Source organism: Streptomyces sp. MS191, from assembly GCF_008042125.1.
GTDB lineage: Bacteria > Actinomycetota > Actinomycetes > Streptomycetales > Streptomycetaceae > Streptomyces.
In genome coordinates, this window is sequence record NZ_RDBI01000040.1 from 626,456 (window position 1) to 651,481 (window position 25,026).

The window sequence follows — 25,026 nt, forward strand, 5'->3', positions numbered from 1 at the left end:
CCCCCGGTCGTCGTGGTCGGCGTCGCGGGCGGCTGGGCGGCCGCGTCGGCCTCGCTGCGGCACGCCGGGGAGACGGCGACGGCGGCGCAGGGGCTGACCGACCGGCCCTGGTACGACGCGCGACGCCTGGACATCGACCTGCTGCTGTGGCGACTGCGGGACCACCCGGACCTGGCGGCCTTCGTGGACCGCGCGATCGGGCCGCTGCGGGACCACGACCGCACCTCGCGCCCGCCGCTGCTGCCCACCCTGGAGACCTATCTGGCGCACGCGGGACGGAAGGCGGAGACCGCCCGGGAGCTCCATCTCAACCGACAGACGCTGTACAACCGCCTGGCCCGCATCTCCGAGCTGCTGGGCACGGACCTGGACGACCCGCAGACGGTCCTCGCCCTCTCCCTGGCCCTGCGGGCGCGGCGGCACACGACGTAACGGGGCGCGGACGGGCGGCGGGCGCGGGACGGGCAGCCGGCGCGGGACGGGCGGCGGGCGCGGCCCGCCGCCGGCTACCGGCCAGCGAGCTCGTCGTACACGCTCAGGACGTGCGCGATCGTCTCGTCCTCCGTGGGCCAGGTGCCCGCCTGGACCCGGCCCGCCGCCGCCAGGTCCATCCGGCGGTCCACGTCCTCCAGCAGGCGGCGCACCGCCTCCGCGAGCGCCCGCGCGTCACCCCACGGGACCAGCTCCGCCGCGTCACCGACCAGTTCGGGCACACCGCCCACCGCCGTCGCGACCAGCGGCACACCCAGCCGCAACGCCTCCTGCGCCAGCAGGGACCGGGCCTCCCAGCGCGACGGGAGCACCGCGACGTCCGCCGCCGCCAGCAGCTCCGCCACGTCGTCGCGGCGGCCGATCAGCCGGACCGCGAGTCCTTCGACCTCGATCCGCCGCTGCAGCAGGGCCCGTTCACGTCCCTCGCCCGCGATGACCAGCAGCGGCTGCGGGTCGAGGTCCCGCCACTCCCGCGCCGCGTCCAGCAGCATCCCGTAGCCCCGCTCGGGCACCAGCGCGCCGACCGCCATCAGCAACGGGCGGTCCACCGCGCCCAGTTCCGCCCGCGCCTTGCCGTCATGCAGGCAGACAGGCGCGCGGGAGGCGGGCACGGTGACCGGTGTGAGCCGGGCGTCGCGCGCCCCGCGCCGGCGAGCCCGGTCCACCAGTTCCGAAGAGGTGCCGAGCACGACGGCGGCCGTCCGCGCCGTCCTGCGTTCGAGCAGCCGCAGGAGTCCGCCGCGCGCGCCGTCCACATGGTTGCGGGTGTGCCAGGTCGTCACGAGCGACGGCGTCCGCGCCCCGCCGGACAGCGCCAGCGTCGCCCGGACCGAGGCGTGCAGCCCGTGCGCGTGCACGACGTCCGCGCCGACGCACGCGTTGCGCAGCACGGCGACCGTCGCGGGGTCGTTGCGGCGCGGCACCGGCACGAAGTGCGCGCCGGCGCCGATGAAGTCGTAGGCGCGGTCGAGTTCGACCGGGGCGCACACGGTCACGCGTACGCCCCTCGCCACGAGCCCCGCGGCAAGTGATCGGACGTGAGCGCTGCTGCCCGCGCTGCCGCCGCCCAGCACTTGGACCGTACGGAGCTGTGTCACACGCCCAAGGATGCCAGCCCGCACGCACGTTCCGGCACCGAAGTCGCCTCGTTCCCGCCCGTCGCGTCCCAACTCCCCCGCCGGTATCACTCACACGGGTGAGCGCGCCAACTCGCTGATCCGGTTCCCGCACGCCGCGGCGGCGACCAGCCCGGCCGCGTGCACGGCCAGTCCGAAGCGTCCGTTCCCGGCGGCGATCGCGCCGCCGACCGCCGCGCCCAGGGCGTGCGCGCCGGTGTCCCCCAGCATGGTGCGCTCGCCGAGGTCGTCGCCGAGCACGGCGAGCGCCGCCCCCAGCGGGGCGGCGGCGAGCGTGCCCCGCAGGAGCCCCGGCGCCGCGATCCCGAGCACGGCGAGCGAGGCCCGCCCGGGCGCCACGTCCACGAGGTTGACGAGATGAGCCGTCCCCGCGATCACCACGCCCGCCAGGATCCGGTCGACCGGCCGCTCCTTCAGCAGCGCCCCGGCGGCCAGCCCGGCGGCACCGATCCCGAACAGCTTCACGGCCCCGCTGGTCACCTCGCCGTCCCGCAGCGCCCCGAGGTGCGCCCGGAATCCGCGCCGCCCGTCACCGGCGCCCACCACGTCGTCGTAGGCCCCGCAGGCGCCGGAGACCAGCACGGCGAACGCGACCGGCCCGTTCCCGGCCCCGAGCGCACCCGCCGCCGCGCCGAGCGCGGTCGCCGGCCCGGCGTACAGGTCGACACCCCGCCCCGCGTGATTGGTCCGCCGCAACCGCTCGCCCGGGCGCCGCCGGCGCAGTCCGGCGTACACGGCACGGGTCACCCCGGCCGCCGCACCGAACGCCACGGCCGTCCCGGCCAGTCTCCCGATCATGCGGGCCAGCCTAAGGGCTGTCCCGTGATCCCCGGCGGGCGCACGGAGGAGGGCGGGACAGCCTCGAGGACCGTCTCCGCGGACGTCGCGGGGACCGTCGGCCGTCGAGCCGTCAGCCGTCGGCGCGTGCCGTCGCGAGCAGTTCCTCCGCGTGCGCCCGGGCCGTCTCGGAGTCCTCCTGGCCGGCGAGCATCCTGGACAGCTCGCGCACCCGGTCCTCGCCCTCCAGCACGGTCACGCCGGAGCGGGTCACGGACCCGTCGTTCGTCTTCTCCACCAGCAGCTGCCGGTCGGCGAAGGCCGCGACCTGCGGGAGGTGGGTGACGACGACGACCTGCGCCGACTTGGCGAGCTTGGCGAGACGGCGGCCGATCTCGACGGCCGCCTTGCCGCCGACACCGGCGTCGACCTCGTCGAAGAGGTACGTCGGCACCGGGTCGGTGCCCGCGAAGACGACCTCGACCGCGAGCATGACGCGCGACAGCTCACCCCCGGAGGCACCCTTGGCGATCGGCCGCGGCGGGGCGCCCGGGTGCGGGGCGAGCAGCAGCTCGACCTCGTCGGCGCCGGAGGGTCCGTAGAGCACGGACCGTCCGCCGACCTCGACGCCCGCGGCCTCGTCGGTGGTCTCCGTCTGACGGATGTCGAAGGACACCCGCGCGTGCGGCATGGCGAGCGAGGCGAGTTCGGCCGTGACGGCCTCGGCGAACCGCGCCGCCGCCTCCGTGCGGGCGTCCGTGAGGGCCTGCGCGAGGGCCGAGAGGCCGGTGCGCAGCTCGTCGCGTTCGGCCGTCAGCTCGCCGATGCGCTCGTCGTCGCCGTCCAGCTCGGTGAGCCGGGAGGCGCTCTCCTCCGCCCAGGCCAGTACGCCGGCGACGTCGGCCCCGTACTTGCGGGTGAGCTGGGTCAGCGCCGCACGGCGCTCCTCGACGGCGGCGAGCCGCCGCGGGTCGGCGTCCAGGTCGTCGGCGTACCCGGCGAGCTCCCCGGCCACGTCGGACAGCAGGATGGAGATCTCGCCCATGCGGTCCGCGAGCCCGGCGAGCGCCTGGTCGTGCGACCGTACGGCCTCCAGCGCGCGCCCCGCCCCCGCGACCAGGGTCGTCGCGTCCACGCCCTCGGGATCCTCCGGGTTGCCGGCCAGCGCGCCGTGCGCGAGGGCGGCGGCGGAGGCGAGGGCCTCGGCGTGCCCGAGCCGCTCGGCCTCGGCGGCCAGTTCGACGTCCTCGCCGGGGCGCGGCTCGACGGCCTCGATCTCGGCGAGGCCGAAGCGCAGCAGATCGGCCTCCTGGGCGCGTTCGCGGGCGCGGGTGGTGATCTCGTCGAGTTCGGTGGCGACGGCGCGCAGCCGCCGGTACGCCTCTCCGTACGCGGCCAGCGGCACGGCGACGGCGTCGCCCGCGTACCGGTCGAGGGCACCACGCTGCCGGGCCGGCTTGAGCAGGCCCTGCTGGTCGGTCTGGCCGTGCACGGCGACGAGTTCGTCGGCGAGCTCGGCGAGCAGGCCGACGGGCACGGAGCGCCCGCCGAGGTGGGCCCGGGAGCGCCCCTCGGCCGAGACGGTCCGGCTGACGAGCAGCACGCCGTCGTCCAGCTCGGCGCCCGCCTCCTCGGCCCGTACGGCGGCGGCCGCGCCCGCGGGCACGCTGATCCGCCCCTCGACGACGGCGGACGCCGCGCCGATCCGCACCAGGGCAGGGTCGGCACGCCCGCCGAGCAGCAGCCCCAGGCTGGTCACGACCATGGTCTTGCCCGCACCGGTCTCGCCCGTCACCGCGGTGAAACCGGGTGACAGCTCGACCACCGCGTCGTCGATGACCCCGAGCGACCGTATCCGCATCTCCTCCAACACGGGGAAGACCTTACGAGGTCCAGGCCCCGCTGTGCGACGGACCCTGCCGGAACACGGCGAATCCGCAGGTCAAAGGCGTGGCTGTCACCCGTGGGAGTGGGGACGGGCGGCGCGGCCGGGCAGGGAGCGGCCCCGGCGGGCGCGCCGGCCGGGCCGGGAACGGGCCCCGGCCCCGGCCGGACGGGGACCGGGCCGGCCCTGCCCAGGGCGTGATGCGAAAGTCCCGCCRGCCCCGCGAGGGCGCGTGCCAGGCGTCGCGGGGCAGGCGGGACTTTCGCCGACACGCCCTAGTGCGGTGCGCCTCGCCAGCCCGAGACCGGAAGGGCGAACTTGGCCACCAGCCGGTCCGTGAACGACGCGTGGTGCAGGCGCGCGAGCCGTACCGGCACGGCTCCCCGCCGGACCTCCACCCGGGCCCCGGCCGGGAGTTCCACGGTCCGGCGCCCGTCGCACCACAGGACGCCGTGCGGGGTGTGCGGCTCGACCTCCACGGCGAGCACCGACTCCGGCGTCGTCACCAGCGGCTTGGCGAAGAGCGCGTGCGCCCCGATGGGGACCATCAGCAGCGCCTCGACCTCGGGCCAGATCACCGGGCCGCCCGCCGAGAACGCGTACGCCGTCGAGCCGGTCGGCGTCGCGCAGATGACGCCGTCGCAGCCGAACCCGGTCACCGGCCGCCCGTCGATCGCGAACACGACCTCGAGCATCCGCTCCGGCGAGACCTTCTGCACGGCCGCCTCGTTGAGCGCCCAGTCGCGGTGCAGCACGTCGCCGTTCTCGTACACGACGACGTCGAGGGTCATCCGCTCCTCGACCTCGTACGCCTTGGTGACGACCCGGTCCACGACCTTGTCGAGGTCGTCGCGCTCGGCCTCGGCGAGGAAGCCGACCCGGCCCAGGTTGACGCCGAGCATCGGTACGCCCGAGGCCCGGGAGAACTCGGCGCCGCGCAGCAGCGTCCCGTCCCCTCCGAGCACGACGAGCAGCTCGCAGCCCTCCAGGGCGTCGGAGCACGCCTCCGGGACCGACTCCACGGACGGCGGCAGCGGCAGGTCGGCCGCCTCCGCCTCCAGGACGCGGACGCCGATCCCGCTGCGCAGCAGCCCGAGCACGACGAGCTCGGCGCTGCGCACGGCGGCCGGCCGGCCTGTGTGTGCGAGCAGGAAGACGGTACGAGTGTCAGATGGTGCGGTCGCTGAGCTCAACGAGGTCCTTCCGCCACGGCGCGGTCGACATCCGCCGGATCAAGTGCGGGCGCCCCTGCCCGCAGCCACAGAAAGTACTCGACGTTGCCCGAAGGGCCGGGCAGCGGGCTGGCCGTGACGCCCAGGACCCCGAGTCCCAACCCGGCCGCCTGCCGCGCCACGTTCCGGACGGCGTCGGCACGCAGCTCCGGGCTGCGCACGACACCGCCGGTGCCGAGACGCTCCTTGCCCACCTCGAACTGGGGCTTCACCATCAGGACGAGATCGGCGTCCGGGGCGGTGCAGCCTGCCAGCGCGGGCAGGACGAGGCCGAGCGGGATGAAGGAGAGATCCCCGACGACCAGGTCGACGGGCTTGCCGTCGATCAGGTCGAGCGTCAACTCGCGCACGTTAGTACGGTCCTTCACGACGACGCGTTCATCGCTCTGCAGCGACCAGGCGAGTTGGCCGTAGCCGACGTCCACGGCGACGACCTCGGCCGCGCCCGCCCGCAGCAGGACGTCGGTGAAGCCGCCGGTCGAGGCGCCCGCGTCGAGGGCCSGCSGGCCCTCGATCGCCAGTCCCAGGGGCACGAAGGCGGCGAAGGCGCCGGCCAGCTTGTGGCCCCCGCGCGAGACGTAGTCGGGGTCGTTGTCGTCCTTGGCGACGACGATGGCCGCCGCGGTCTCGACCTGGGTGGCGGGCTTGGTCGCGACGGTCTTGCCGACGGTCACCCGCCCGGCGGCGATCAGCTGGCCGGCGTGCTCGCGCGAGCGCGCCAGCTTGCGGCGTACCAGCTCGGCGTCGAGACGGCGGCGTGCCACTCCTGCCACGTTCGGTTCAGCTCCTGTGGTTGTGCGGGTCGGGTGCGGGGCCGGGCCCCGGGCGGACGGCGTCGAGCGAGGTCAGCTCGTCGCGCAGCCCACGGTGTACATCCTCGTACACCTCCAGGTGTCCGTCCGCCGCGAGGTGGTCGGCGTCCCCGAGCCGGTCGAGGAGGGGGTCGACCCGCGGGTGTCCGGTGGGCACCCGCACCACCCCGAGGGGCGCGGGGGCGGCGGGCTCGAAGGCCGCGTCCTGTCCGGGTCCGGACGGCTCCTCGGGCCGGCCCGCCTCCGTGGCGGCGGGCGCGGGACGATCCCGACCGGGGTCGGTGTTCCCGGGGGCCTGCCCGGTGTTCCCGGGGACCTGCCCGGTGTTCCCGGGGGCCTGCCCGGTGTTCCCGGGGACCTGGCCGGTGTCCTCCGGACCGGTTCCGCTGCCCTCCGGGTCCGGTGTCACGTCGCTCATGCCCCGACGCTATCGCGAAGCCCTGCGGTACGGTCGAGCGCGATGGCGACGATCACGGAGTGCCGCAGCGCGCTCGACAGACTTTCGGACAACCTGGCGCGGGCGGACGGCGAGGTGCGCGGCGCGGCCGCGTTCGACCGCACCCTGAGCTGCCACATCACGGACCTGGACACGACCTTCACCGGCCGTCTGGCGGACGGCCGGATCGAGGTCCAGGACACGGTGGCGGGCCCGCCGCGATCCAAGGCGCAGATCCGGCTGGCCATGACGGGGGACGACCTCGTGGCGATGGTCGGCGGAGAGCTGAACTTCGCGAAGGCGTGGGCTTCGGGCCGGGTCAAGCTGGAGGCCGGCTTCCGCGACCTGCTACGGCTGCGCTCGCTCCTGTAGCTCCGGTCGCTCCTGTAGCTCCGCTCGCTCCTGTAGCTCCGCTCGCTCCTGTAGGTCCGGTCGCTCCTGTAGGTCCGGTCGCTCCTGTAGCTCCGGTTGCTCCGGGAAGCGCACCCGGGTCACGGCCGCGGCCCGGTCCACCGTCGCGTCCACGAGAGGCCGGGGGCGCCGATGGGCAGGCCCGGAGGACCGGCCGCGGCACCCCGGCCGCCCGCGGTGGCCGTCACTTCCGCAGCGCCGGTTCCGGTACCGGCGCGCCGGTCGGCCCGGGCTGCCGCGCGCGGGCCTTGCGGCCCGCCGGAACGACCAGCGGCGTGCCCGTCTCCGGGTCCTCGATGACCTGGCAGCGCAGCCCGAATACCCGCTCGACGAGTTCGGCCGTCACGACCTCCGAGGGCGGCCCCTCGGCCACCACCTCGCCGTCGCGGACGGCTATGAGGTGGGTGGCGTACCGGGCGGCCTGGTTCAGGTCGTGCAGCACGGCGACGAGGGTCCGGCCCTGGGTCTCGTGCAGTTCGGCGCACAGGTCGAGGATGTCGATCTGGTGCTGGATGTCGAGGAAGGTCGTCGGCTCGTCGAGCAGGAGCAGCGGGGTCTGCTGGGCGAGCGCCATCGCGATCCACACGCGCTGGCGCTGACCGCCGGAGAGCTCGTCGACGTACCGGTCGGCCAGCTCGGCGACGCCGGTCGCCGCCATCGCCTCCTCGACGACCCGCTGGTCCTCCGCGGACCACTGCCGGAGCAGGCCCTGGTGCGGGTAGCGCCCACGGCCGACCAGGTCGGCGACCGTGATGCCGTCGGGCGCGACGGACGACTGGGGAAGCAGGCCGAGGGTCCTGGCGACCTTCTTGGCCGGCAGGGAGTGGATGGACTGGCCGTCGAGCAGGACGCGTCCCTCGGACAGCTTGAGCATCCGGGACAGGGCGCGCAGCAGCGTCGACTTGCCGCAGGCGTTGGGGCCGACGATGACCGTGAAGGAGTTGTCGGGGATCGCCACGGACAGGTCGCGGGCGATGGTCCGCCGGTCGTACGCGAGGGTGACCGCGTCCGCGCTGAGCCGCTGAGGCTGACCGTTCATGCCCGTACTCCCGACGTTCTTCTCGGCTTGTTCTCGGCGGCGTTCTCGGCGGCGTTCTCGGCGGTGTTCTCGGCGTTCCCGTCGGCCGCGTGCCCGGTCGCGCCCACCACCAGCGTGGTTAGGTTAGCCTACCCTCCCATTTTCGGCCGGACGCGTGTGCGCCCCTCCGCTTCCTCAGTACCGGAAGGGAAGGGGCGCTTCGGCATCCCGGTCAGAGTCCCAGCCGCTCCAGCGCCTTCCCCGCGTCCAGGCCGCACGCCCCCGCGCCCGCGTCGGTCCAGGCCGCCGCGCACAGCGCCCGTACGCCGTCCAGCGCGTCGCCGCCGCCCTCCAGGACGAGCGCTCCGCCGCTCACGGAGGCCGTCCAGCCCCCGCACGCGAACCCGTCCCCGTCCGCGTCGACCTCGGGCTGCCCGGTCAGCAGCCCGCGCAGGTCCGCGTCGACGTACGTCGGCCGGTGCTCGGGCACCGCCGCGAGCAGCTGGGCCACGTCCGTCACCCCGGTCAGCACCAGCAAGGAGTCCACGCCGCCGTTGAACGCGCCCTCGATGTCGGTGTCCAGCCGGTCCCCCACCACGAGCGGGCGCTCGGCGCCGGTCCGCAGCACCGTCTCACGGTGCATGGGAGGCAGGGGCTTGCCCGCCACCTTCGGCTCGGCCCCGGTGGCGATCCGCACGACCTCCACCGCCGCCCCGTTGCCCGGCCCGATCCCGCGCGCCCCGGGAATCGTCAGGTCCGTGTTCGAGGCGTACCACGGCACACCACGCGCCACCGCGTAGCTCGCCTCCGCGAACCGCCCCCACGGCAGCTCGGGACCGCCGTAGCCCTGCACCACCGCCGCCGGATCGTCGTCCGCCGACTCCACCGGCTCCAGGCCGCGCTCGCGCAGCGCCACCCGCAGCCCCTCCCCGCCGATCACCAGCACGCGCGAGCCCGCCGGCACCTCGTCGGCGATCAGCCGGGCCACCGCCTGGGCCGACGTGATGACGTCCGCGCCCACGGCGGGCACACCCAGCTCCGTCAGGTGCGCCGCCACGGCGTCCGGCGTCCGCAGCGCGTTGTTGGTGACGTACGCCAGATGCATCCCGCCGGTCCGCGCCGCGCCCAGCGCCTCGACCGCGTACGGGATGGCCTCCCCGCCCGCGTACACCACCCCGTCCAGATCCAGCAGCGCCGTGTCGTACGCCTCGCTCAGCGCCCGCGCGCTGCCGCCCGTCCGCTCCCTGCCCTGCCGAACCCGGCCGACGTCACCCATGACCTCGTACTCCTCACATCACCACGCTGGTACCCCGCCGCCCCCGATCATCGCTCATTGCCACCCCGCACTTACGATTGCGTAATGAACACCTCAGGTCCCGCGGCCGATGACGTCCGCGCCGACGGTCTGCGTCTCGTCCCGTTCCGGGGGCTCCGCTACGTGCCCGAACGGGTCGGCAGCCTGGCCGCCGTGACCTCCCCGCCGTACGACGTCGTCGTGCGGCCCGACGGGCTGCACCACCTGGAGTCGGCCGATCCGCACAACATCGTCCGGCTGATCCTTCCGCAGGCCATCACCGCCGGCACCCGTCACCGCAAGGCCGCCGTCACCCTGGACCGCTGGATCGCCGACGGCGTCCTGGCCCCGGACCCCGAACCCGCGCTGTACGTGTACGAGCAGAGCGGTGACGGCATCCTCCAGCGCGGTGTCATCGGCGCCCTGGAGCTGTCCACTCCGGACGAGGGCCTCGTGCTCCCGCACGAGGACGTGATGCCGCACGTCGTCGAGGACCGGGCCGCGCTGATGCGGACCACGGCCGCCAATCTGGAGCCGCTCCTCCTCACCTACCGCGGCAACGGCGACGCGGCCGCCGAGGTCATCGAGCGGGTCGTCCGCGGCGAGCCCCTGCTCGCCACGACCACCGAGGACGGCTTCAGCCACCGCCTCTGGTCCATCACCGACCCGGCCGAGCTGGCGGCGGTCTCCGCGGGCCTCGCCGGTCACCAGGCCCTGATCGCCGACGGCCACCACCGCTGGGCCACGTACCTGCGACTGCGCGAGGAGCACGTCTCCCCCAGCCCGTGGAACTACGGCCTCGTCCTCCTCATCGACACCGCGCGGTACCCACTCCGGGTCCGCGCCATCCACCGCCTCCTCAACCGCCTTCCCGTCGCCGACGCGCTGGCCGCCCTCGGCGACGACTTCCGGGTCCGGCGGCTCGACGGACCGCTGTCCACCGCCGTGGAGTCCCTGGCGGCCGCCGCGGCCGACGGCAACGCCTTCCTGCTGGCCGGTGACGGGGCCTTCCACCTCGTCGACCGGCCGGCACCCGAGCTGCTCGCCCGGACGGTCCGCACCGACCGTCCCGAGGCCTGGCGGACCCTGGACGCGACGGTGCTGCACGCCACGCTCCTGGACCACGTGTGGCGCATCCCGGACGCCCCCGAGGACATCAGCTACATCCACGACACCGAGGCGGCCGTCGCCCAGGCCGAGCGACGCGGAGGCACGGCGGTGCTCATGCACCCGGTCCGCGAGGAGGTCGTACGCGACCTGGCGCGGCAGGGCGTCACCATGCCCCGCAAGTCGACCTCCTTCGGCCCCAAGCCGGCGACGGGCCTGGTCCTCAGGAGCCTGGCACTGGACTAGCTCCTGTCCGGACGGACCCCTCCCTGCACCCGGTCGCCGGACGCGGTCTCCGGACACGGTCTCCGGACACGACGAAGGGCGGCACCCCCGAGGGGGTGCCGCCCTTCGTCACACGACGTCAGCTCTTGCGGTCCGCGTCGTCCTCGCGGTCGTCGTCGGCGTCCCGGTCGTCGTCCTGGTCGTCCGCGTCGCGGTACTCGTCCAGGTCGTCGGCGTCGCGCTCGTCGGCGAGAACCTCCTCGTCGAGGCCCTCCTCGTCGAGGTCGTCGGCCTGCTCGACCTCGTCGGCCTCATCGGCCTCATCGAGGTCGAGGTCGTCGATCCCGACGACATCCTCGGACGAGTCCAGCTCGTCGATGGCGTCGACGAACTCGACACCGTCCATCTCGGCGAGGCGGTCGGAGGCGTCCGTGGCACCGTCCTTGTCGGACTCGAGCGCCTTGGCGAACCACTCACGCGCCTCGTTCTCACGCCCGGCCGCCAGCAGCGCGTCGGCGTAGGCGTACCGCAGCCGCGCGGTCCACGGGTGGACGGCGCTGGAGGCGAGCTCGGAGCTCTGCAGGGTCACGATGGCGGCGTCGAGCTGGGAACCACTCACGCGCCTCGTTCTCACGCCCGGCCGCCAGCAGCGCGTCGGCGTAGGCGTACCGCAGCCGCGCGGTCCACGGGTGGACGGCGCTGGAGGCGAGCTCGGAGCTCTGCAGGGTCACGATGGCGGCGTCGAGCTGCCCCATGTCCCGGCGGGCACCGGCGGCCACCAGCCGCATCTCGACCTGCCCGGCCTTGTCCAGCTTCTGCACCTCGGGCTCACCGGCCATCGCCAGCGCCCGCTCGGGACGGCCCATGCCGCGCTCGCAGTCGGCCATGACGGGCCACAGCTCGACGCTGCCGGACATCCGCCGCGCGGCCCGGAACTCGGCCAGCGCCTCGGAGTACTTCTGCGTCGCGTAGGCGGCGAAGCCGGCGGCCTCGCGGACGGCGGCGACACGGGAGGCGAGCCGCAGGGCGATGCGGGAGTACTCGTACGCCTGCTCGGGGTCCTCGTCGATCAGGTTGGCGACCATGACGAGGTTGCGGGCGACGTCCTCGGCAAGGCCCTTGGGCAGGCTCAGCAGCTCCTGCCGCACGTCCTGGTCGATCTCCTCACCGGTGACCTCCGCGGGAATCGGCAGCCGCTTGATCGGCGCGCGCTCCGGACGGTCCCGGTCGCGGTCGTCACGGCGCCCGTAGCCACCCCGGTCGTCGCGGCCGCGGTAGCCGCCACCACGGCTGTCATCGCGGCGGTCGTCACGCCCGCGGAAGCCACCGCCACGGCTGTCGTCACGGCGGGGGCCGCGGGGGCGGTCGTCACGGCGGTCGTCGCGGGGGTACGACGGACGGTCGTCCCGACGGAAGCCACCGCCACGGTTGTCGTCGCGGCGGTCGTCACGGGGACGGTCATCGCGGCGGAACGACGGGCGCTCGTCCCGACGGTCGTCACGAGGACGGTCATCGCGACGGAAACCGCCGCCACGGTTGTCGTCACGGCGCTCGTCACGACGGAACGACGGACGGTCGTCCCGACGGTCGTCGCGGGGACGGTCATCGCGACGGAAACCGCCACCGCGGTTGTCGTCACGGCGCTCGTCACGGGGGAAGGACGGACGGTCGTCCCGACGGTCGTCGCGGGGACGGTCGTCACGGCGGAAACCGCCGCCACGGTTGTCGTCACGGCGCTCGTCACGACGGAACGACGGACGGTCGTCCCGACGGTCGTCGCGGGGACGGTCGTCACGGCGGAAACCGCCACCGCGGTTGTCGTCCCGACGGTCCTCGCGGCGGAAGCCACCACCGCGGTTGTCGTCGCGGCGGTCGTCACGGGGGAACGACGGACGGTCGTCCCGACGGAAACCGCCGCCACGGTTGTCGTCACGGCGCTCGTCGCGACGGAACGACGGACGGTCGTCACGGCGCTCGTCACGGGGGAAGGACGGACGGTCATCGCGACGGAAACCGCCACCGCTACCACCGCGGCTGTCGTCACGACGGAAACCACCGCCACTGCCACCACGGCTGTCGTCACGACGGTCATCGCGACGGAAACCGCCGCCGCTACCACCACGGCTGTCGTCACGACGGAAGCCACCGCCGCTACCACCACGGCTGTCGTCACGACGGAAACCGCCGCCACTGCCACCACGGCTGTCGTCACGACGGAAGCCACCGCCGCTACCACCACGGCTGTCGTCACGACGGAAGCCACCGCCGCTACCACCACGGCTGTCATCGCGACGGAAACCGCCACCGCTACCACCACGGCTGTCATCGCGACGGAAACCGCCACCGCTACCACCACGGCTGTCATCGCGACGGAAACCGCCACCGCTACCACCGCGGCTGTCATCGCGACGGAAACCGCCACCGCTACCACCGCGGTTGTCATCACGACGGTCATCGCGACGGAACGACGGACGGTCGTCACGACGGTCATCACGGCGGTCGTCGCGGGGTCGGTCGTCACGGCGGAAGCCGCCACCGCTACCACCGCGGCTGTCGTCACGACGGTCGTCACGGCGGAAACCGCCCCGCTCGCCACCGTCCCTACGACGCGGCTCGCGCTCCGGACGATCGTCGGGAGAGTTGGTGGACATCGACGTGACTCCTGTCTTCGGGTACTGCAGTCATTCTCGCGCAGCCGGCACACCGACGCGCTTCGAGAAATTCAAGGCAAAAACAAAAAGGACCCTTGGTCCCAGCGTMKACGCTGGGACCAAGGGTCCTGAAAGATTGTTCGGCGGCGTCCTACTCTCCCACAGGGTCCCCCCTGCAGTACCATCGGCGCTGAAAGGCTTAGCTTCCGGGTTCGGAATGTAACCGGGCGTTTCCCTAACGCTATGACCACCGAAACCCTATCGGGTTCTAGCGAACAAGCACACTCTTCAATTAAGTAGTGAAACTGGTTCAACCGGTGCGACTGTTCGCAACCCGGGAACCACACAGTGGACGCGAGCAACTGAGGACAAGCCCTCGGCCTATTAGTACCGGTCAGCTCCACCCATTACTGGGCTTCCACATCCGGCCTATCAACCCAGTCGTCTACTGGGAGCCTTACCCTCTCAAGGAGGTGGGAATACTCATCTCGAAGCAGGCTTCCCGCTTAGATGCTTTCAGCGGTTATCCCTCCCGAACGTAGCCAACCAGCCATGCCCTTGGCAGGACAACTGGCACACCAGAGGTTCGTCCGTCCCGGTCCTCTCGTACTAGGGACAGCCCTTCTCAATATTCCTACGCGCTAGGACCGGTCGTTCACAGCGTCCTCGCTGTGTTTTTTGCCTACCTGCCACAAGGGCCAGTAGGACTTCAAAGGAACCTCGACCATCCGAAGATGGACGGGGTATCAACTAATCTGGCGTTGATTTTTGGCACGCTGTTGAGTTCTCAAGGAACGGACGCTTCCTTCGTACTCACCCTCTCGGGCTTTCCTCCGGGCTTTTCCCTTCGGTCTTGCGTTTCCGACTCTATCAGATCTTTCCGACCCGATTTCCTCGGTGCTTTCCGGTCCCATTCGCTTTCGCTCCGGGCCCTTCCGGCGTGTTCACTACTTTAGCCGAATTCCCCGGCGACTCATAATCGAGCCATTCGAATCCGATTTCGGCATGCCGAAATAGGCCCCGTCGGGGTTCGTCGTAGGTAGTGGATGGCCGCTCCGGAGTGCTCTGACAAGCACGATCCGTCTCAAGCGGCTCGGGCTACGTTAGGCGTCCGCAGCATCCAAGTCAAGTTGAGTCAAGACCTTCTCTGGCGGGGCGTGTGGGCGCGGTACGGACTGACCGTCGGGTCGTCGTCGATCCAGAACCGCCAGGGGTGCGGGGCCCCGTCGCCGCCGACGCCCGTCCGGGGGCCGCTGCGTACCTGGTCGGAGGCGGGCGGGGTGCCGGCACGCAGGGAGAGGGGTGCCTCGGGGCCGGCGCAGACGTCGGCGCCGTTCAGGGACAGGGCCACGTCGAGGGCGGTGGCGAGTCGGGCCGGGCCTTTGGCGAGTTCCTTGTCGTGGCGGGCCGAGAGTCGACGGCGGCGGGCCTCGTCGGCGCCGACGAGGATCTCCCCCGCCCGGAGCAGTACGCCCCCGGCGTGGCCCTCGGGTCCGCACACCAGGTTGAGGCAGTGCCACATGCCGTAGGTGAAGTAGACGTACGCGTGTCCGGGTGGACCGAACATGACCGCGTTGCGGGCGGTGCGGCCCCGGAAGGCGTGGGAGCCGGGGTCGATGGCGCCGGCGTACGCCTCCACCTCCGTGAGCCGCAGCTCGATCCGGCTCGCGCCCGCCGTCCGTACGAGGGTGCGACCGAGCAGGTCGGGGGCGACCTCCAGGACGGGGCGGTCGAAGAAGGCCCTCGGGAGCGGCGTACGGTCGGGGCTCTCGCTCATGGCGCCCGAGCCTAGTAGGGGTGCCCGGCGGGCCCGCGGGAACCGGCTACGGTCGTCGCGCGTATGTAGGGGTCAGGACCAAGAAGGAGTGGACATGGGATTCAAGAAGCTGCTCGCGAGCCTGGGCGCCGGCGGCGCGTCCGTGGAGACGGTGCTCACCGAGGAGAACGTCGTCCCCGGCGGAGTCGTCCAGGGCGAGGTGCGGATCCAGGGTGGTTCGGTCGACCAGCAGATCGAGGGGCTGTCCGTCGGGCTGCAGGCCCGGGTCGAGGTCGAGGGCGGTGACCAGGAGCTCAAGCAGGACATCGAGTTCGTCAAGGTCCGGCTCGGCGGTGCCTTCGAGGTGAAGGCCGGTGCGGTGCACGTCGTGCCGTTCGGGCTGGAGATCCCCTGGGAGACCCCGGTCACGGCGATCGCGGGGCAGCAGCTGCGCGGCATGAACATCGGTGTCACCACCGAGCTGGAGATCGCGCGCGCGGTGGACTCCGGTGACCTGGACCCGATCAACGTGCACCCGCTGCCGGCGCAGCAGGCGATCCTCGACGCGTTCATCCAGCTGGGCTTCCGCTTCAAGAGCGCGGACATGGAGCGCGGGCACATCCGCGGGACCCGGCAGCGGCTGCCGTTCTACCAGGAGATCGAGTTCTTCCCGCCGCAGCAGTACCGGGGGCTGAACCAGGTCGAGGTCAGCTTCGTCGCGGACGACCGCGAGATGGACGTCGTGCTGGAGATGGACAAGAAGCCGGGGCTGTTCAGCGAGGGCAGCGACTCGTTCCGCTCGTTCAAGGTGGGTCTGCAGGACTTCCACACCACCGACTGGGCCGCGTACCTGAACCAGTGGCTGGCCGACGTCGGCGGCAAGCGCAACTGGCTGTAGGGATCGCCCGGCCGGGGGTCGGGGCCCCGGGTGGGGCCGGCGGACCGCCGAGACCCGCAGGACACCGCCTAGGCTCGGCCCGTACGGAACGTACGCAGTCGATACGGAGGTTCAGACGTGGCCGAGGGGAAGAGGGCGCCGCTCCCTCACGACTTCCATCCGCCGGTGCCGGCGTTCACCGTGGTGAGCGACGACATCGTGCCGGGCGGGGTGCTGAAGGACGCTCAGGTGTACGCGGAGGGGAACCTCTCGCCGCAGCTGAGCTGGGAGGGCTTCCCGGCGGGGACGAAGAGCTTCGCCGTCACCTGCTTCGACCCGGACGCGCCGACCGGCAGCGGTTTCTGGCACTGGGTGGTGTTCGACATCCCGGCGTCCGTCACCGAGCTGCCCGCGGGTGCGGGCTCGGGGTCGTTCGAGGGGCTGCCCGCGGGCGCGGTGCAGGTCCGCAACGACTACGGGTCGAAGGACTTCGGCGGGGCCGCGCCGCCGGCCGGCGAGAACCACCGCTACGTGTTCACGGTGTACGCGGTGGATCAGGAGAGGCTCGGCCCGGACGCGGACGCGTCGGCCGCGGCGGTGGGCTTCAACCTGCGGTTCCACTCGTTGGGGCGGGCCCAGTTGCTGGCCGAGTACACCGCTCCCGCGGGGAGCTGAGCGTTCGTTTGTTGTTTGCCCGCTTCTGGTCTTGGAGAGATCAGAAGCGGGCATCTTTTCGTTCCGCACGGATATTGCGTTGTCCAACCCGGCGCGCCCGGCCAGAGTTGATCCAAGCCCGGAAGCCCTGCCACGGGGGCTGGGCCGGCACACGGGAGGTGGGCACAATGCGGGACACGCTGGTTCTGAACGCGAGCTTCGAGCCGCTTTCTACGGTCACACTCAACCGTGCGGTGGTGCTTGTCCTGCAGGACAAGGCCGTCGTCGAGCAGGAGCATCCCGGTCTGCGCATGCGGGGTGCCGCCGTCGATCTGCCGGTGCCCCGGGTGATCAGGCTGTGCCGGTACGTGCGGGTGCCCTTCCGAAGACAGGCTCCGTGGTCGAGGCGGGGTGTCCTGGTACGGGACCAGCACCGGTGCGCGTACTGCGGGAAGCGGGCGACGACCGTGGACCACGTGGTGCCGCGGGCGCAGGGGGGCGGGGACAGCTGGCTGAACACGGTCGCGTCCTGCGCCGAGGACAACCACCGCAAGGCGGACCGGACGCCGGAGCAGGCGGGGATGCCGCTGCTGCACGAGCCGTTCGTGCCGACGCCGGCCGACGCGATGCTGCTGGCGTTGCGGGCCGGTGAGCGGTCCGAGCTGCCGCAGTGGCTGTCGGCCGCGGCTTCGGCGGCCTGACGGCCGGGTGCGATGGAGGTGTGTGGGCCCGCTTCCCTTCGGGGAGACGGGCCCTCGTCGTGCGCAGGCCGGTGCGGGAACCCTCAGCGCAGCAGGAGTTGCACGATGGCGACCGTGCCGACGGCGACGATGAACCCGCGCAGGGCGGCGGGCGGCAGGCGGCGTCCGACCTTGGCTCCTATCTGGCCGCCGATGGCGGAGCCGACGGCGATGAGGACGACGGCGGTCCAGTCGAATGCGGCGACGAAGAGGAAGAAGAGCGCGGCGATGCTGTTGACGATCGCGGCGAGGACGTTCTTGACGGCGTTCAGTCGCTGGAGGGTGTCCGCGAGGAGCATGCCCATCAGGGAGAGGTAGATGATCCCCTGGGCCGCGGTGAAGTAGCCGCCGTAGACGCTGGCGAGGAGGAGTCCGGTCAGCAGCAGGGGGCCGCCGTCGGGGTCGCCGGGGCTGCCGGTGCGTTCGCGGCGGGCCTGGACGGCCCGGGAGAGCCGTGGTTGGAGGATGACGAGGACCAGGGCGAGGGCGACGAGGACGGGGACGATCGTCTCGAAGGCCCGGGGCGGCAGCATGAGCAGGAGGACGGCGCCGGCGAGTCCGCCGATCGCGGCGACGCCGCCGAGGCGCAGGATCCGGCGGCGCTGGCCCTTGAGTTCCGCGCGATAGCCGATGGCGCCGCTGATGGAGCCGGGGATCAGGCCGAGGGCGTTGGAGACGGTGGCCGTCACCGGGGGGAGTCCGGTGAGGAGCAGGACGGGGAACGTGATCAGCGTTCCCGATCCGACGATCGTGTTGATGGTGCCGGCTCCGACGCCGGCCGCGAAGACTGCCAGGATCTCCCAGATGGACAACGCCATCTCCTTACATGGTCAGTGAGTCGCCTCCCCGCCCGTGAGGGTCGAGGGGCTCGCACCGATCATGCACGACTGCGTGTATGTGTCAGTCAACCGGGGGCTGTTCGCGGCGTTCGGTCTCGGTGCCGGTGCGGCTGCCGGGCACGGCACCGGTGTTGAAGCCGGGTGCGCCGCCGCCGAGGTTGCCGAAGGCACCCGAGAGGCCCTTGAGGGCGTCGCCGATCTCGCTGGGGACGATCCAGAGCTTGTTGGCGTCGCCTTCGGCGATCTTCGGGAGCATCTGGAGGTACTGGTAGGAGAGCAGCTTCTGGTCGGGGTCGCCGGCGTGGATCGCCTCGAAGACCGTGCGGACGGCCTGGGCCTCGCCCTCGGCGCGCAGGGCGGCGGCCTTGGCCTCACCCTCGGCGCGGAGGATCGCGGACTGCTTCTCGCCCTCGGCGGTGAGGATCTGGGACTGGCGGATGCCCTCGGCGGTGAGGATCGCGGCGCGCTTGTCGCGGTCGGCGCGCATCTGCTTCTCCATCGAGTCCTGGATGGAGGTCGGGGGCTCGATCGCCTTGAGCTCGACGCGGTTGACGCGGATGCCCCACTTGCCGGTGGCCTCGTCGAGGACACCGCGCAGGGCCGCGTTGATCTCCTCGCGGGAGGTGAGGGTCCGCTCCAGGTCCATGCCGCCGATGATGTTGCGGAGGGTGGTGACGGTGAGCTGCTCGATGGCCTGGATGTAGCTGGCGACCTCGTAGGTCGCGGCGCGGGCGTCGGTCACCTGGTAGTAGATGACGGTGTCGATGTTGACGACCAGGTTGTCCTGGGTGATCACCGGCTGCGGCGGGAAGGGGACGACCTGTTCACGCAGGTCGATCCGGTTGCGGATCGAGTCGATGAACGGGACGACGATGTTCAGTCCGGCGTTGAGCGTGCGGGTGTAGCGTCCGAAGCGCTCCACGATGGCGGCGCTCGCCTGCGGGATGACCTGGATCGTCTTGATCAGGGCGATGAAGACAAGCACCACCAGAATGATCAGGACGATGATGACTGCTGACATCGTGTTCCCCGTGCCCTTCGCTGCCGGTTGACTGCCGGTTTGGTTCCGATGATCGAGTTTCCCAGACCACGCGCCGTCGCGTGGGGGGTTCGGTCACATGACCACGGCGGTCGCCCCGTCGATGTCGACGACGTCGACCTGTTCACCGGCCTCGAAGGCCTGTCCGGCGTCGAGCGTCCGGGCGGACCAGACCTCGCCGGCGAGCTTGATGCGGCCGCCGCTGCCGTCGACCCGTTCCAGGACGACGGCCTGACGGCCCTTCAGGGCGTCGATGCCGCTGGCGTGCCCCGGTGGCCCGTTGCGGTGGCGGGCCGCGATGGGGCGGACGACCGCGAGGAGCGCCACCGACACGGCGACGAAGACGATCACCTGCGCGACGATGCCGAAGCCGAGACCGGCGGTCACGGCTCCGGCGATCGCGCCGACGGAGAACATGCCGAATTCGGGCATCGCGGTCAGGACGAGCGGAATGCCCAGTCCCACCGCGCCGATCAGCCACCAGACCCACGCGTCGATGTCCACGTGGTCATGGTAGGGCGGCGGGAGGGCCGGGGACAGGGCGCGGCGCTGTGCGGGGACGCGACGCCCGGTTCAACCGGCTGCCGGGAGGGGCTACTTGAGGGGGAGGCCCTGGGCGGTGTAGCGGTCTCCGACGTGCTCGACGACGAGCGGCAGACCGAAGCAGAGCGAGAGGTTGCGCGAGGTCAGCTCGGTCTCCATCGGGCCGGCGGCGAGCACCTTGCCCTGACGGATCATCAGGACGTGGGTGAAGCCGGGCGCGATCTCCTCGACATGGTGGGTGACCATGATCATGGAGGGCGCGTACGGGTCCCGGGCCAGGCGGCCGAGGCGGCGGACCAGGTCCTCGCGGCCGCCGAGGTCGAGGCCGGCGGCGGGCTCGTCCAGGAGGAGGAGCTCGGGGTCGGTCATCATGGCGCGGGCGATGAGGGTGCGCTTGCGCTCGCCCTCGGACAGGGTGCCGAACCTGCGGTCGAGGTACTCGGTCATGCCGAGGCGGTCGAGGAAGGCGCGGGCGCGCTCCTCGTCGACGGCGTCGTAGTCCTCGTGCCAGGTGGCGGTCATGCCGTAGGCGGCGGTGAGGACGGTCTGCAGAACGGTCTGGCGCTTGGGGAGCTTCTCCGCCATGGCGATGCCGGCCATGCCGATCCGGGGGCGGAGGTCGAAGACGTCCGTGCCGACGCCGCCGAGCTGCTCGCCCAGGACCCGGACGGTGCCGGTGGACGGGAAGAGGTAGCTGGAGGCGATGTTGAGCAGGGTGGTCTTGCCGGCGCCGTTGGGGCCGAGGATGACCCAGCGCTCACCCTCCTTGACCGACCAGGAGACCTCGTCCACCAGAGCCCGTCCGTCGCGGACCACGGATACGTCCACCAGCTCCAGTACATCGCTCATGAGCGCGTTGTCTCCCCTTGCGGTCGAGTCGTGTCGTCGCCTTGCGCCTGCGGGCGCGGCGTCCAGGGAAAACCTACGCCACTGACGGAGCGGGGCGGTCCTCAGGTCGTCTCTTGGGTCCGGCGGCCCCCCTTGTTCCGGTGCGGGGCGGCGCGAGGCGCGGTGCCGGACGCCGTGGGCCCCGCGACGGCCGGCCTCTAATCTGGGGGCATGCTTTCGGAACCACGCTCAGGACGTCTGGCCGCCTGGGGCAATGCCCTGTCGGCCGGGGCGGTGTCGCCGGACGAGGCGGCGCTGGCCATTGTCGGGGAGGACGCGGTGCACCGCGTCGAGGGGCTGCCGGGTGAGGCGGGGCCGGTCGGGCTGACGCTGGCGCTGGGACGGCTGCGGGTGCTCGGGGTGACCGGGTGGCGGGTGGCGCTGCCCGCGCCGGGCCATCCCCTGGGGCTGAGCGGACCGCCGGAGTTCAACGCGCGGGCGCTGGAGGCGGAGGAGGCGGCGGTCGGTTTCGGGGCGCCGTACGGTCTGGTGCCGGAGGTCACGGAGGCGGGCCCGGCGGGGGACGTGCACGTGGAGGTCGTGTGGCACTGCCTGACCGTGCGGGAGGCGCCGCCCGCGGACGTGCCGTCCCTGAGTGAGGCGGAGCGCGAGCTGGCGGYGGCGCTGCGCGACGCGACGGCGGTGCTGACGAAACTGGACGTGGCGGCCTCCGGTCCGGTGGCGGACGCGGCGCGGGAGGCGTACCGGGCGCGCGCGGAGGCGGGCCGGGAGGTCCTTGCCCCCGGCTATCCGCCGCGTGCGGTGCGGGTCCTGGAGCTGGCGCAGCGGATCGGCCTGCTGGTCGGCCTGGCGTACGGCGGGGGGCACGGGGGCGCGGTGAGCGCTTCGGAGATGGCCGCGCGGGGTGCCGCGCTCCGGCCGGTGGAGCGGGTCGCGCGCCGGGCGCAGGTCGCGGCGTACAACGCGTACGTGGAGGAACGGGAACGGGAGCTCTGAGGCGCGGGGGCCGGGCGGCTCGACTCCTCGACGGTGAGCGCGGGTGCCCGGTCCCGGCCTGGCGGGCGCCCGGGGGCGGTCGTGCCGGGGCACGGTGAAGCCCGGCCTCCGGGGGGATCGTCCGGGGGCCGGGCCGTTTCGGGTGGCGTCAGCCGTTGAGGGCGCTGTTGCCGAAGGCCGGGTTGAGCAGGCCGATCACGTTGATCGTGTTGCCCGAGACGTTCACGGGGACGTGGACCGGGACCTGCACCAGGTTGCCGGAGGCGACGCCCGGCGAGTTGAGGGCCTGGCCGTGGGCGTCCGCGTCGGCGGAGGCCACACCCGCACCGGCGGCGACGATGCCGCCGGCGACCATGGTCAGGGCTGCGGCCTTCTTGAGCTTGTTCACTTTCGGGATCCTCCTGGTATTCGCTGCGACCGGGCCGTCGCAGCACGCCATGGAGAACGCCGTCACCCCCGCCGGGTTGCGCCGAACGGGGGACATACACCCGACGGTATGAAGAAGGGAACGGAAGTACCTCTCCCCCTCTCCGTTCCCTCCCCCGCGGGTCAGGTGGTGAGTCCGTGCCGGACCGCCCACAGCGCGGCCTGGGTCCGGTCCGCCAGATCGAGCTTCATGAGGATGTTCGAGACGTGCGTCTTGACCGTCTTCTCGGAGAGGACCAGGGCCCGCGCGATCTCCCGGTTGGACCTGCCGTCCGCGATCAGGCCGAGCACCTCCCGCTCGCGTTCCGTGAGGGTCGACCCGCGGCCCGTACCGCTCGGCGCCTCGTCCTGCGAGAGCAGCGCCCCCGCCACCTCGGGCTGCAGCAGCACGTGCCCGGCGTGCACGGAGCGGATGGCGCCGGCCAGTGCGTCGGGGTCCACGTCCTTGTAGACGTATCCCGAGGCGCCCGCGCGCAGCGCGGGGATCACCGTGCGCTGCTCGGTGAAGCTGGTGACGATCAGCACGCGGGCCGGGTTGGCCAGCTCGCGCAGCTTCCGCAGGGCCTCGATGCCGTCCATGCCGGGCATCTTGACGTCCATCAGGACGACGTCGGGCCGCAGCTCCTCCGCCCGTGCGACGCCCTCGGCGCCGTCGGCGGCCTCGCCGACGACCTCTATGTCGTCCTGGACCTCCAGGAAGGTCCGCAGGCCGCGGCGGACGACCTGGTGGTCGTCGACCAGCAGGACGCGAATGGTCTTGTCAGCCACCGGGGACCTCCATCTCGATCGTGGTGCCTCGGCCGGGCGCCGATGTCACGGTGAGCCGGCCGCCGACACCACCGGCGCGGTCCCGCATGGAGACCAGTCCGAGGTGCCGCCCGGCGCTGCGGACCGTGCGGGGGTCGAAGCCCTTGCCGTCGTCGCGGACGGTGAGCAGCGCGCCCGGGCCCCGCCGGACGAGGGTGACCGTGACGGCGGCGGGCTCGGCGTGCCGCAGCGCGTTGTGCAGGGCCTCCTGCGCGACCCGGAGGACGGCCTCCTCCTGGGCGGCGGGCAGGGCCCGCATGCCGGGGCTGTCGAAGGTGACCCGCGCGCTGTGGGCCCGGTCCAGGACCTGGATCTGCGTCCGCAGGGTGTGCACGAGGCCGTCCTCGTCCAGCGCGGCGGGGCGCAGCTCCACGACGGCGGCGCGCAGCTCGTCGGCGGCCTCGGCGGCGAGCTCGGCGACCTGCTGGAGCTCGCCCTTGGCGCGGGCCGGGTCGCGGTCGACGAGGGCGGCGGCGGCCTGGGCGGTGAGCCGGAGCGAGAAGAGCTTCTGGCTGACGGCGTCGTGCAGCTCGTGGGCCAGGCGCGAGCGCTCCTCGGCGATGGTGAGTTCGCGGCTGCGTTCGTACAGGCGGGCGTTGGTCAGGGCGATGGCGGCGTGCTGGGCGAGGATCGAGAGCAGTGCCTCGTCGTCCGCGGTGAAGCCGCAGCCGCCGTCGCCCTCGGGGGCGGCCCCGCGGCAGCGCTTGTTCGCCAGGAAGAGGGCGCCGATCGTCTCCTCGCCGTCCTGGATGGGCAGGCCGAGGAAGTCGGACATCTCGGGGTGCGCGGCCGGCCAGCCCTCGAAGCGCGGGTCCTCGCGGACGTCGGCGAGCCGCTCGGGCTCGGCCTTGTGGAGCATGGCGGCGAGGATGCCGTGCTGGCGGGGCAGCGGGCCGATGGCCCGCCACTGCTCGTCGCTGACGCCGTCGACCACGAACTGGGCGAAGCCGCCGTGGTCGTCCGGCACGCCCAGGGCCGCGTACTCGGCGTCGAGGAGCTCGCGCGCGGAGGCGACGATCGTCTTGAGGACGTCGCGCACCTCCAGGTGGCGGCTCATCGCCAGCAGCGCGGTGCTCACGGCGGCGAGGCCGGAGCCGGGTCGGTGACTCATGGACTCACCGTACCGGTGAGGTGTGACGGTGCGTATCCGTCCGGGGACGGCTCCGGCCCCCGACCACCGGACTAGGTCCTGTCCGGGCGGTCTCCTCGGGCCCGCGAGGAACGCCCGCACAGGACCTAGGTCGAAGTGCCGTGCCCGGTCCGGGCCCGCGGACGAGGCGGCGGACGGCGGCCCGGGCGGAGGCTGGGGGCATCGAGGCGGAAGCCGGTACCCGAGGGGATGGACGTCATGACTGTCGCGATCGTTACGGGAGCGTCGAAGGGGCTGGGGCGGGCGCTGGCCGGCGCGCTGGCCGAGCGGGGCTGGGACCTGGTGCTGGACGCCCGGACGGCACAGGTGCTGGAGGAGAGCGCCCGGGCGGCCCGGGCGCGGGGAGGCCGGGTGGTGGCGCTGGCCGGGGACGTCACGGACCCGGCGCACCGCCGGGAGCTGGTGGCGGCGGCCCGGGAGCTGGGCGGTCTCGACCTGCTGGTGAGCAACGCGAGCGCGCTGGGCGCGGAGCCGCTGGTGCGGCTGGCGGAGCAGCCGCTGGACGGACTGCGGGTGGCGCTGGAGACGAACGTGGTGGCGGCGCTGGGTCTCGTGCAGGAGGGCTTGCCGCTGCTGCGGGCGAGCGGGGCCGGGGCGGTGGTCGCGGTCGGTTCGGACGCGGCGGTGGAGGCGTACGAGACGTGGGGCGGGTACGGGGCCTCGAAGGCGGCGCTTGAGCGGCTGGCGGCGGTGCTGGCGGTGGAGGAGCCGGCGCTGCGGGTGTGGGCGGTGGACCCGGGGGACATGGCCACGGACCTGTACGCGGCGGCGGTGCCGGACGACACGGACGCGCGGCCGGACCCGGAGTCGGTGGTGCCCGCCCTCCTCTCTCTTCTGGAGCGCAGGCCGCCGAGCGGGCGGTACGTCGCGGGCG

Annotated in this window: 24 protein-coding genes, 1 rRNA gene, 3 pseudogenes and 1 other annotated feature; of the genes and pseudogenes, 8 read left to right on the forward strand and 20 right to left on the reverse strand. The window is 72.8% G+C overall.

The window, feature by feature from the left end:
- The coding region (locus EAO71_RS09715; protein ID WP_147979198.1) for a PucR family transcriptional regulator at positions 1-432 on the forward strand (432 nt) is incomplete at its 5' end.
- Between the two features lie 74 nt (positions 433-506).
- Here EAO71_RS09715 and EAO71_RS09720 read toward each other — a convergent pair.
- From EAO71_RS09720 to EAO71_RS38660, 6 genes are all read right to left on the reverse strand, one after another.
- Positions 507-1,589: a glycosyltransferase family 4 protein gene (locus tag EAO71_RS09720; RefSeq protein WP_147977360.1), complete on the reverse strand. Its 1,083-nt coding sequence runs from the start codon at positions 1,587-1,589 to the stop codon at positions 507-509.
- A 90-nt stretch (positions 1,590-1,679) separates the two neighbouring features.
- Positions 1,680-2,426 (reverse strand): hypothetical protein, encoded by a 747-nt coding sequence (locus EAO71_RS09725; RefSeq protein WP_147977361.1) that lies wholly within the window; start codon positions 2,424-2,426, stop codon positions 1,680-1,682.
- Positions 2,427-2,538: 112 nt separating this feature from the next.
- Positions 2,539-4,266: a DNA repair protein RecN gene (recN, locus tag EAO71_RS09730; RefSeq protein ID WP_147979199.1), complete on the reverse strand. Its 1,728-nt coding sequence runs from the start codon at positions 4,264-4,266 to the stop codon at positions 2,539-2,541.
- 299 nt (positions 4,267-4,565) lie between these two features.
- On the reverse strand, positions 4,566-5,483 hold the full coding sequence (locus EAO71_RS09735; RefSeq protein WP_147977362.1) for an NAD kinase: 918 nt from the start codon (positions 5,481-5,483) through the stop codon (positions 4,566-4,568).
- Positions 5,480-6,295 (reverse strand): TlyA family RNA methyltransferase, encoded by an 816-nt coding sequence (locus tag EAO71_RS09740; protein WP_147977363.1) that lies wholly within the window; start codon positions 6,293-6,295, stop codon positions 5,480-5,482. Before EAO71_RS09740 ends, EAO71_RS09735 begins: the two co-directional genes overlap by 4 nt.
- Positions 6,296-6,302: 7 nt before the next feature.
- Positions 6,303-6,752: a hypothetical protein gene (locus EAO71_RS38660; protein ID WP_261992076.1), complete on the reverse strand. Its 450-nt coding sequence runs from the start codon at positions 6,750-6,752 to the stop codon at positions 6,303-6,305.
- A gap of 42 nt (positions 6,753-6,794) precedes the next feature.
- Between EAO71_RS38660 and EAO71_RS09755 the strand changes: the two genes are divergently transcribed.
- Positions 6,795-7,142, forward strand: a complete 348-nt coding sequence (locus EAO71_RS09755) for an SCP2 sterol-binding domain-containing protein (protein ID WP_147977364.1) — start codon at positions 6,795-6,797, stop codon at positions 7,140-7,142.
- Positions 7,143-7,365: 223 nt separating this feature from the next.
- On the opposite strand, the gene EAO71_RS09765 is transcribed toward EAO71_RS09755, so the two are convergent.
- Both EAO71_RS09765 and EAO71_RS09770 read right to left on the reverse strand, forming a co-directional pair.
- Complete coding sequence (locus EAO71_RS09765) at positions 7,366-8,220, reverse strand: ABC transporter ATP-binding protein (protein WP_147977365.1); 855 nt, start codon at positions 8,218-8,220, stop codon at positions 7,366-7,368.
- 211 nt (positions 8,221-8,431) lie between these two features.
- Entirely contained in the window at positions 8,432-9,475 is a 1,044-nt protein-coding gene (locus EAO71_RS09770; RefSeq protein ID WP_147977366.1) for an HAD-IIA family hydrolase, read from the reverse strand.
- Between the two features lie 84 nt (positions 9,476-9,559).
- Between EAO71_RS09770 and EAO71_RS09775 the strand changes: the two genes are divergently transcribed.
- The gene (locus EAO71_RS09775; protein ID WP_147977367.1) at positions 9,560-10,846 is read left to right on the forward strand and encodes a DUF1015 domain-containing protein; all 1,287 of its coding nucleotides are present in this window, start codon (positions 9,560-9,562) and stop codon (positions 10,844-10,846) included.
- A 118-nt stretch (positions 10,847-10,964) separates the two neighbouring features.
- Here EAO71_RS09775 and EAO71_RS09780 read toward each other — a convergent pair.
- The 5 genes and pseudogenes from EAO71_RS09780 to EAO71_RS09805 form a co-directional block, all read right to left on the reverse strand.
- A pseudogene (locus EAO71_RS09780) lies at positions 10,965-11,432 on the reverse strand (hypothetical protein); the annotation flags it as partial.
- 1 nt (position 11,433) lies between these two features.
- Positions 11,434-11,973, reverse strand: a pseudogene (locus EAO71_RS40275) (hypothetical protein); the annotation flags it as partial.
- 351 nt (positions 11,974-12,324) lie between these two features.
- Positions 12,325-12,663: pseudogene (locus EAO71_RS40280) on the reverse strand (DEAD/DEAH box helicase); the annotation flags it as partial.
- Positions 12,664-13,614: 951 nt separating this feature from the next.
- Positions 13,615-13,731 (reverse strand): 5S ribosomal RNA (gene rrf, locus EAO71_RS09795).
- 109 nt (positions 13,732-13,840) lie between these two features.
- Positions 13,841-14,168, reverse strand: a sequence feature (23S ribosomal RNA rRNA prediction is too short).
- A 443-nt stretch (positions 14,169-14,611) separates the two neighbouring features.
- Positions 14,612-15,253, reverse strand: a complete 642-nt coding sequence (locus EAO71_RS09805; RefSeq protein ID WP_147977368.1) for a DNA-3-methyladenine glycosylase — start codon at positions 15,251-15,253, stop codon at positions 14,612-14,614.
- 94 nt (positions 15,254-15,347) lie between these two features.
- Between EAO71_RS09805 and EAO71_RS09810 the strand changes: the two genes are divergently transcribed.
- The 3 genes from EAO71_RS09810 to EAO71_RS09820 all read left to right on the forward strand — a co-directional run bounded on the left by EAO71_RS09810 (position 15,348) and on the right by EAO71_RS09820 (position 17,464).
- The gene (locus EAO71_RS09810) at positions 15,348-16,130 is read left to right on the forward strand and encodes a sporulation protein (RefSeq protein ID WP_147977369.1); all 783 of its coding nucleotides are present in this window, start codon (positions 15,348-15,350) and stop codon (positions 16,128-16,130) included.
- Between the two features lie 117 nt (positions 16,131-16,247).
- Positions 16,248-16,784 (forward strand): YbhB/YbcL family Raf kinase inhibitor-like protein, encoded by a 537-nt coding sequence (locus EAO71_RS09815; protein WP_147977370.1) that lies wholly within the window; start codon positions 16,248-16,250, stop codon positions 16,782-16,784.
- A gap of 167 nt (positions 16,785-16,951) precedes the next feature.
- Positions 16,952-17,464, forward strand: coding sequence for an HNH endonuclease (locus EAO71_RS09820; protein WP_147977371.1), 513 nt, complete (start codon positions 16,952-16,954; stop codon positions 17,462-17,464).
- A gap of 83 nt (positions 17,465-17,547) precedes the next feature.
- On the opposite strand, the gene EAO71_RS09825 is transcribed toward EAO71_RS09820, so the two are convergent.
- The 4 genes from EAO71_RS09825 to EAO71_RS09840 form a co-directional block, all read right to left on the reverse strand.
- A complete protein-coding gene (locus EAO71_RS09825) occupies positions 17,548-18,321 on the reverse strand; it encodes a sulfite exporter TauE/SafE family protein (RefSeq protein WP_187282627.1) in 774 nt (257 codons plus the stop codon).
- Positions 18,322-18,403: 82 nt separating this feature from the next.
- Entirely contained in the window at positions 18,404-19,363 is a 960-nt protein-coding gene (locus tag EAO71_RS09830) for an SPFH domain-containing protein (protein WP_147977372.1), read from the reverse strand.
- Between the two features lie 93 nt (positions 19,364-19,456).
- Positions 19,457-19,885, reverse strand: a complete 429-nt coding sequence (locus EAO71_RS09835; RefSeq protein WP_147977373.1) for an NfeD family protein — start codon at positions 19,883-19,885, stop codon at positions 19,457-19,459.
- 90 nt (positions 19,886-19,975) lie between these two features.
- Positions 19,976-20,773, reverse strand: coding sequence for an ABC transporter ATP-binding protein (locus EAO71_RS09840; protein ID WP_147977374.1), 798 nt, complete (start codon positions 20,771-20,773; stop codon positions 19,976-19,978).
- Between the two features lie 210 nt (positions 20,774-20,983).
- Here EAO71_RS09840 and EAO71_RS09845 point away from each other — a divergent pair, with 210 nt between their 5' ends.
- Complete coding sequence (locus tag EAO71_RS09845; protein ID WP_147977375.1) at positions 20,984-21,769, forward strand: hypothetical protein; 786 nt, start codon at positions 20,984-20,986, stop codon at positions 21,767-21,769.
- Positions 21,770-21,917: 148 nt separating this feature from the next.
- Here EAO71_RS09845 and EAO71_RS09850 read toward each other — a convergent pair whose 3' ends face one another.
- The 3 genes from EAO71_RS09850 to EAO71_RS09860 form a co-directional block, all read right to left on the reverse strand.
- Positions 21,918-22,157, reverse strand: coding sequence for a chaplin (locus EAO71_RS09850; protein WP_147977376.1), 240 nt, complete (start codon positions 22,155-22,157; stop codon positions 21,918-21,920).
- Positions 22,158-22,318: 161 nt separating this feature from the next.
- Complete coding sequence (locus EAO71_RS09855) at positions 22,319-22,963, reverse strand: response regulator (protein WP_147977377.1); 645 nt, start codon at positions 22,961-22,963, stop codon at positions 22,319-22,321.
- The gene (locus EAO71_RS09860; protein ID WP_147977378.1) at positions 22,956-24,113 is read right to left on the reverse strand and encodes a GAF domain-containing sensor histidine kinase; all 1,158 of its coding nucleotides are present in this window, start codon (positions 24,111-24,113) and stop codon (positions 22,956-22,958) included. Before EAO71_RS09860 ends, EAO71_RS09855 begins: the two co-directional genes overlap by 8 nt.
- A 237-nt stretch (positions 24,114-24,350) precedes the next feature.
- Between EAO71_RS09860 and EAO71_RS09865 the strand changes: the two genes are divergently transcribed.
- A partial coding sequence (locus EAO71_RS09865; protein WP_147979202.1) for an SDR family NAD(P)-dependent oxidoreductase occupies positions 24,351-25,026 on the forward strand: 676 nt, incomplete at its 3' end.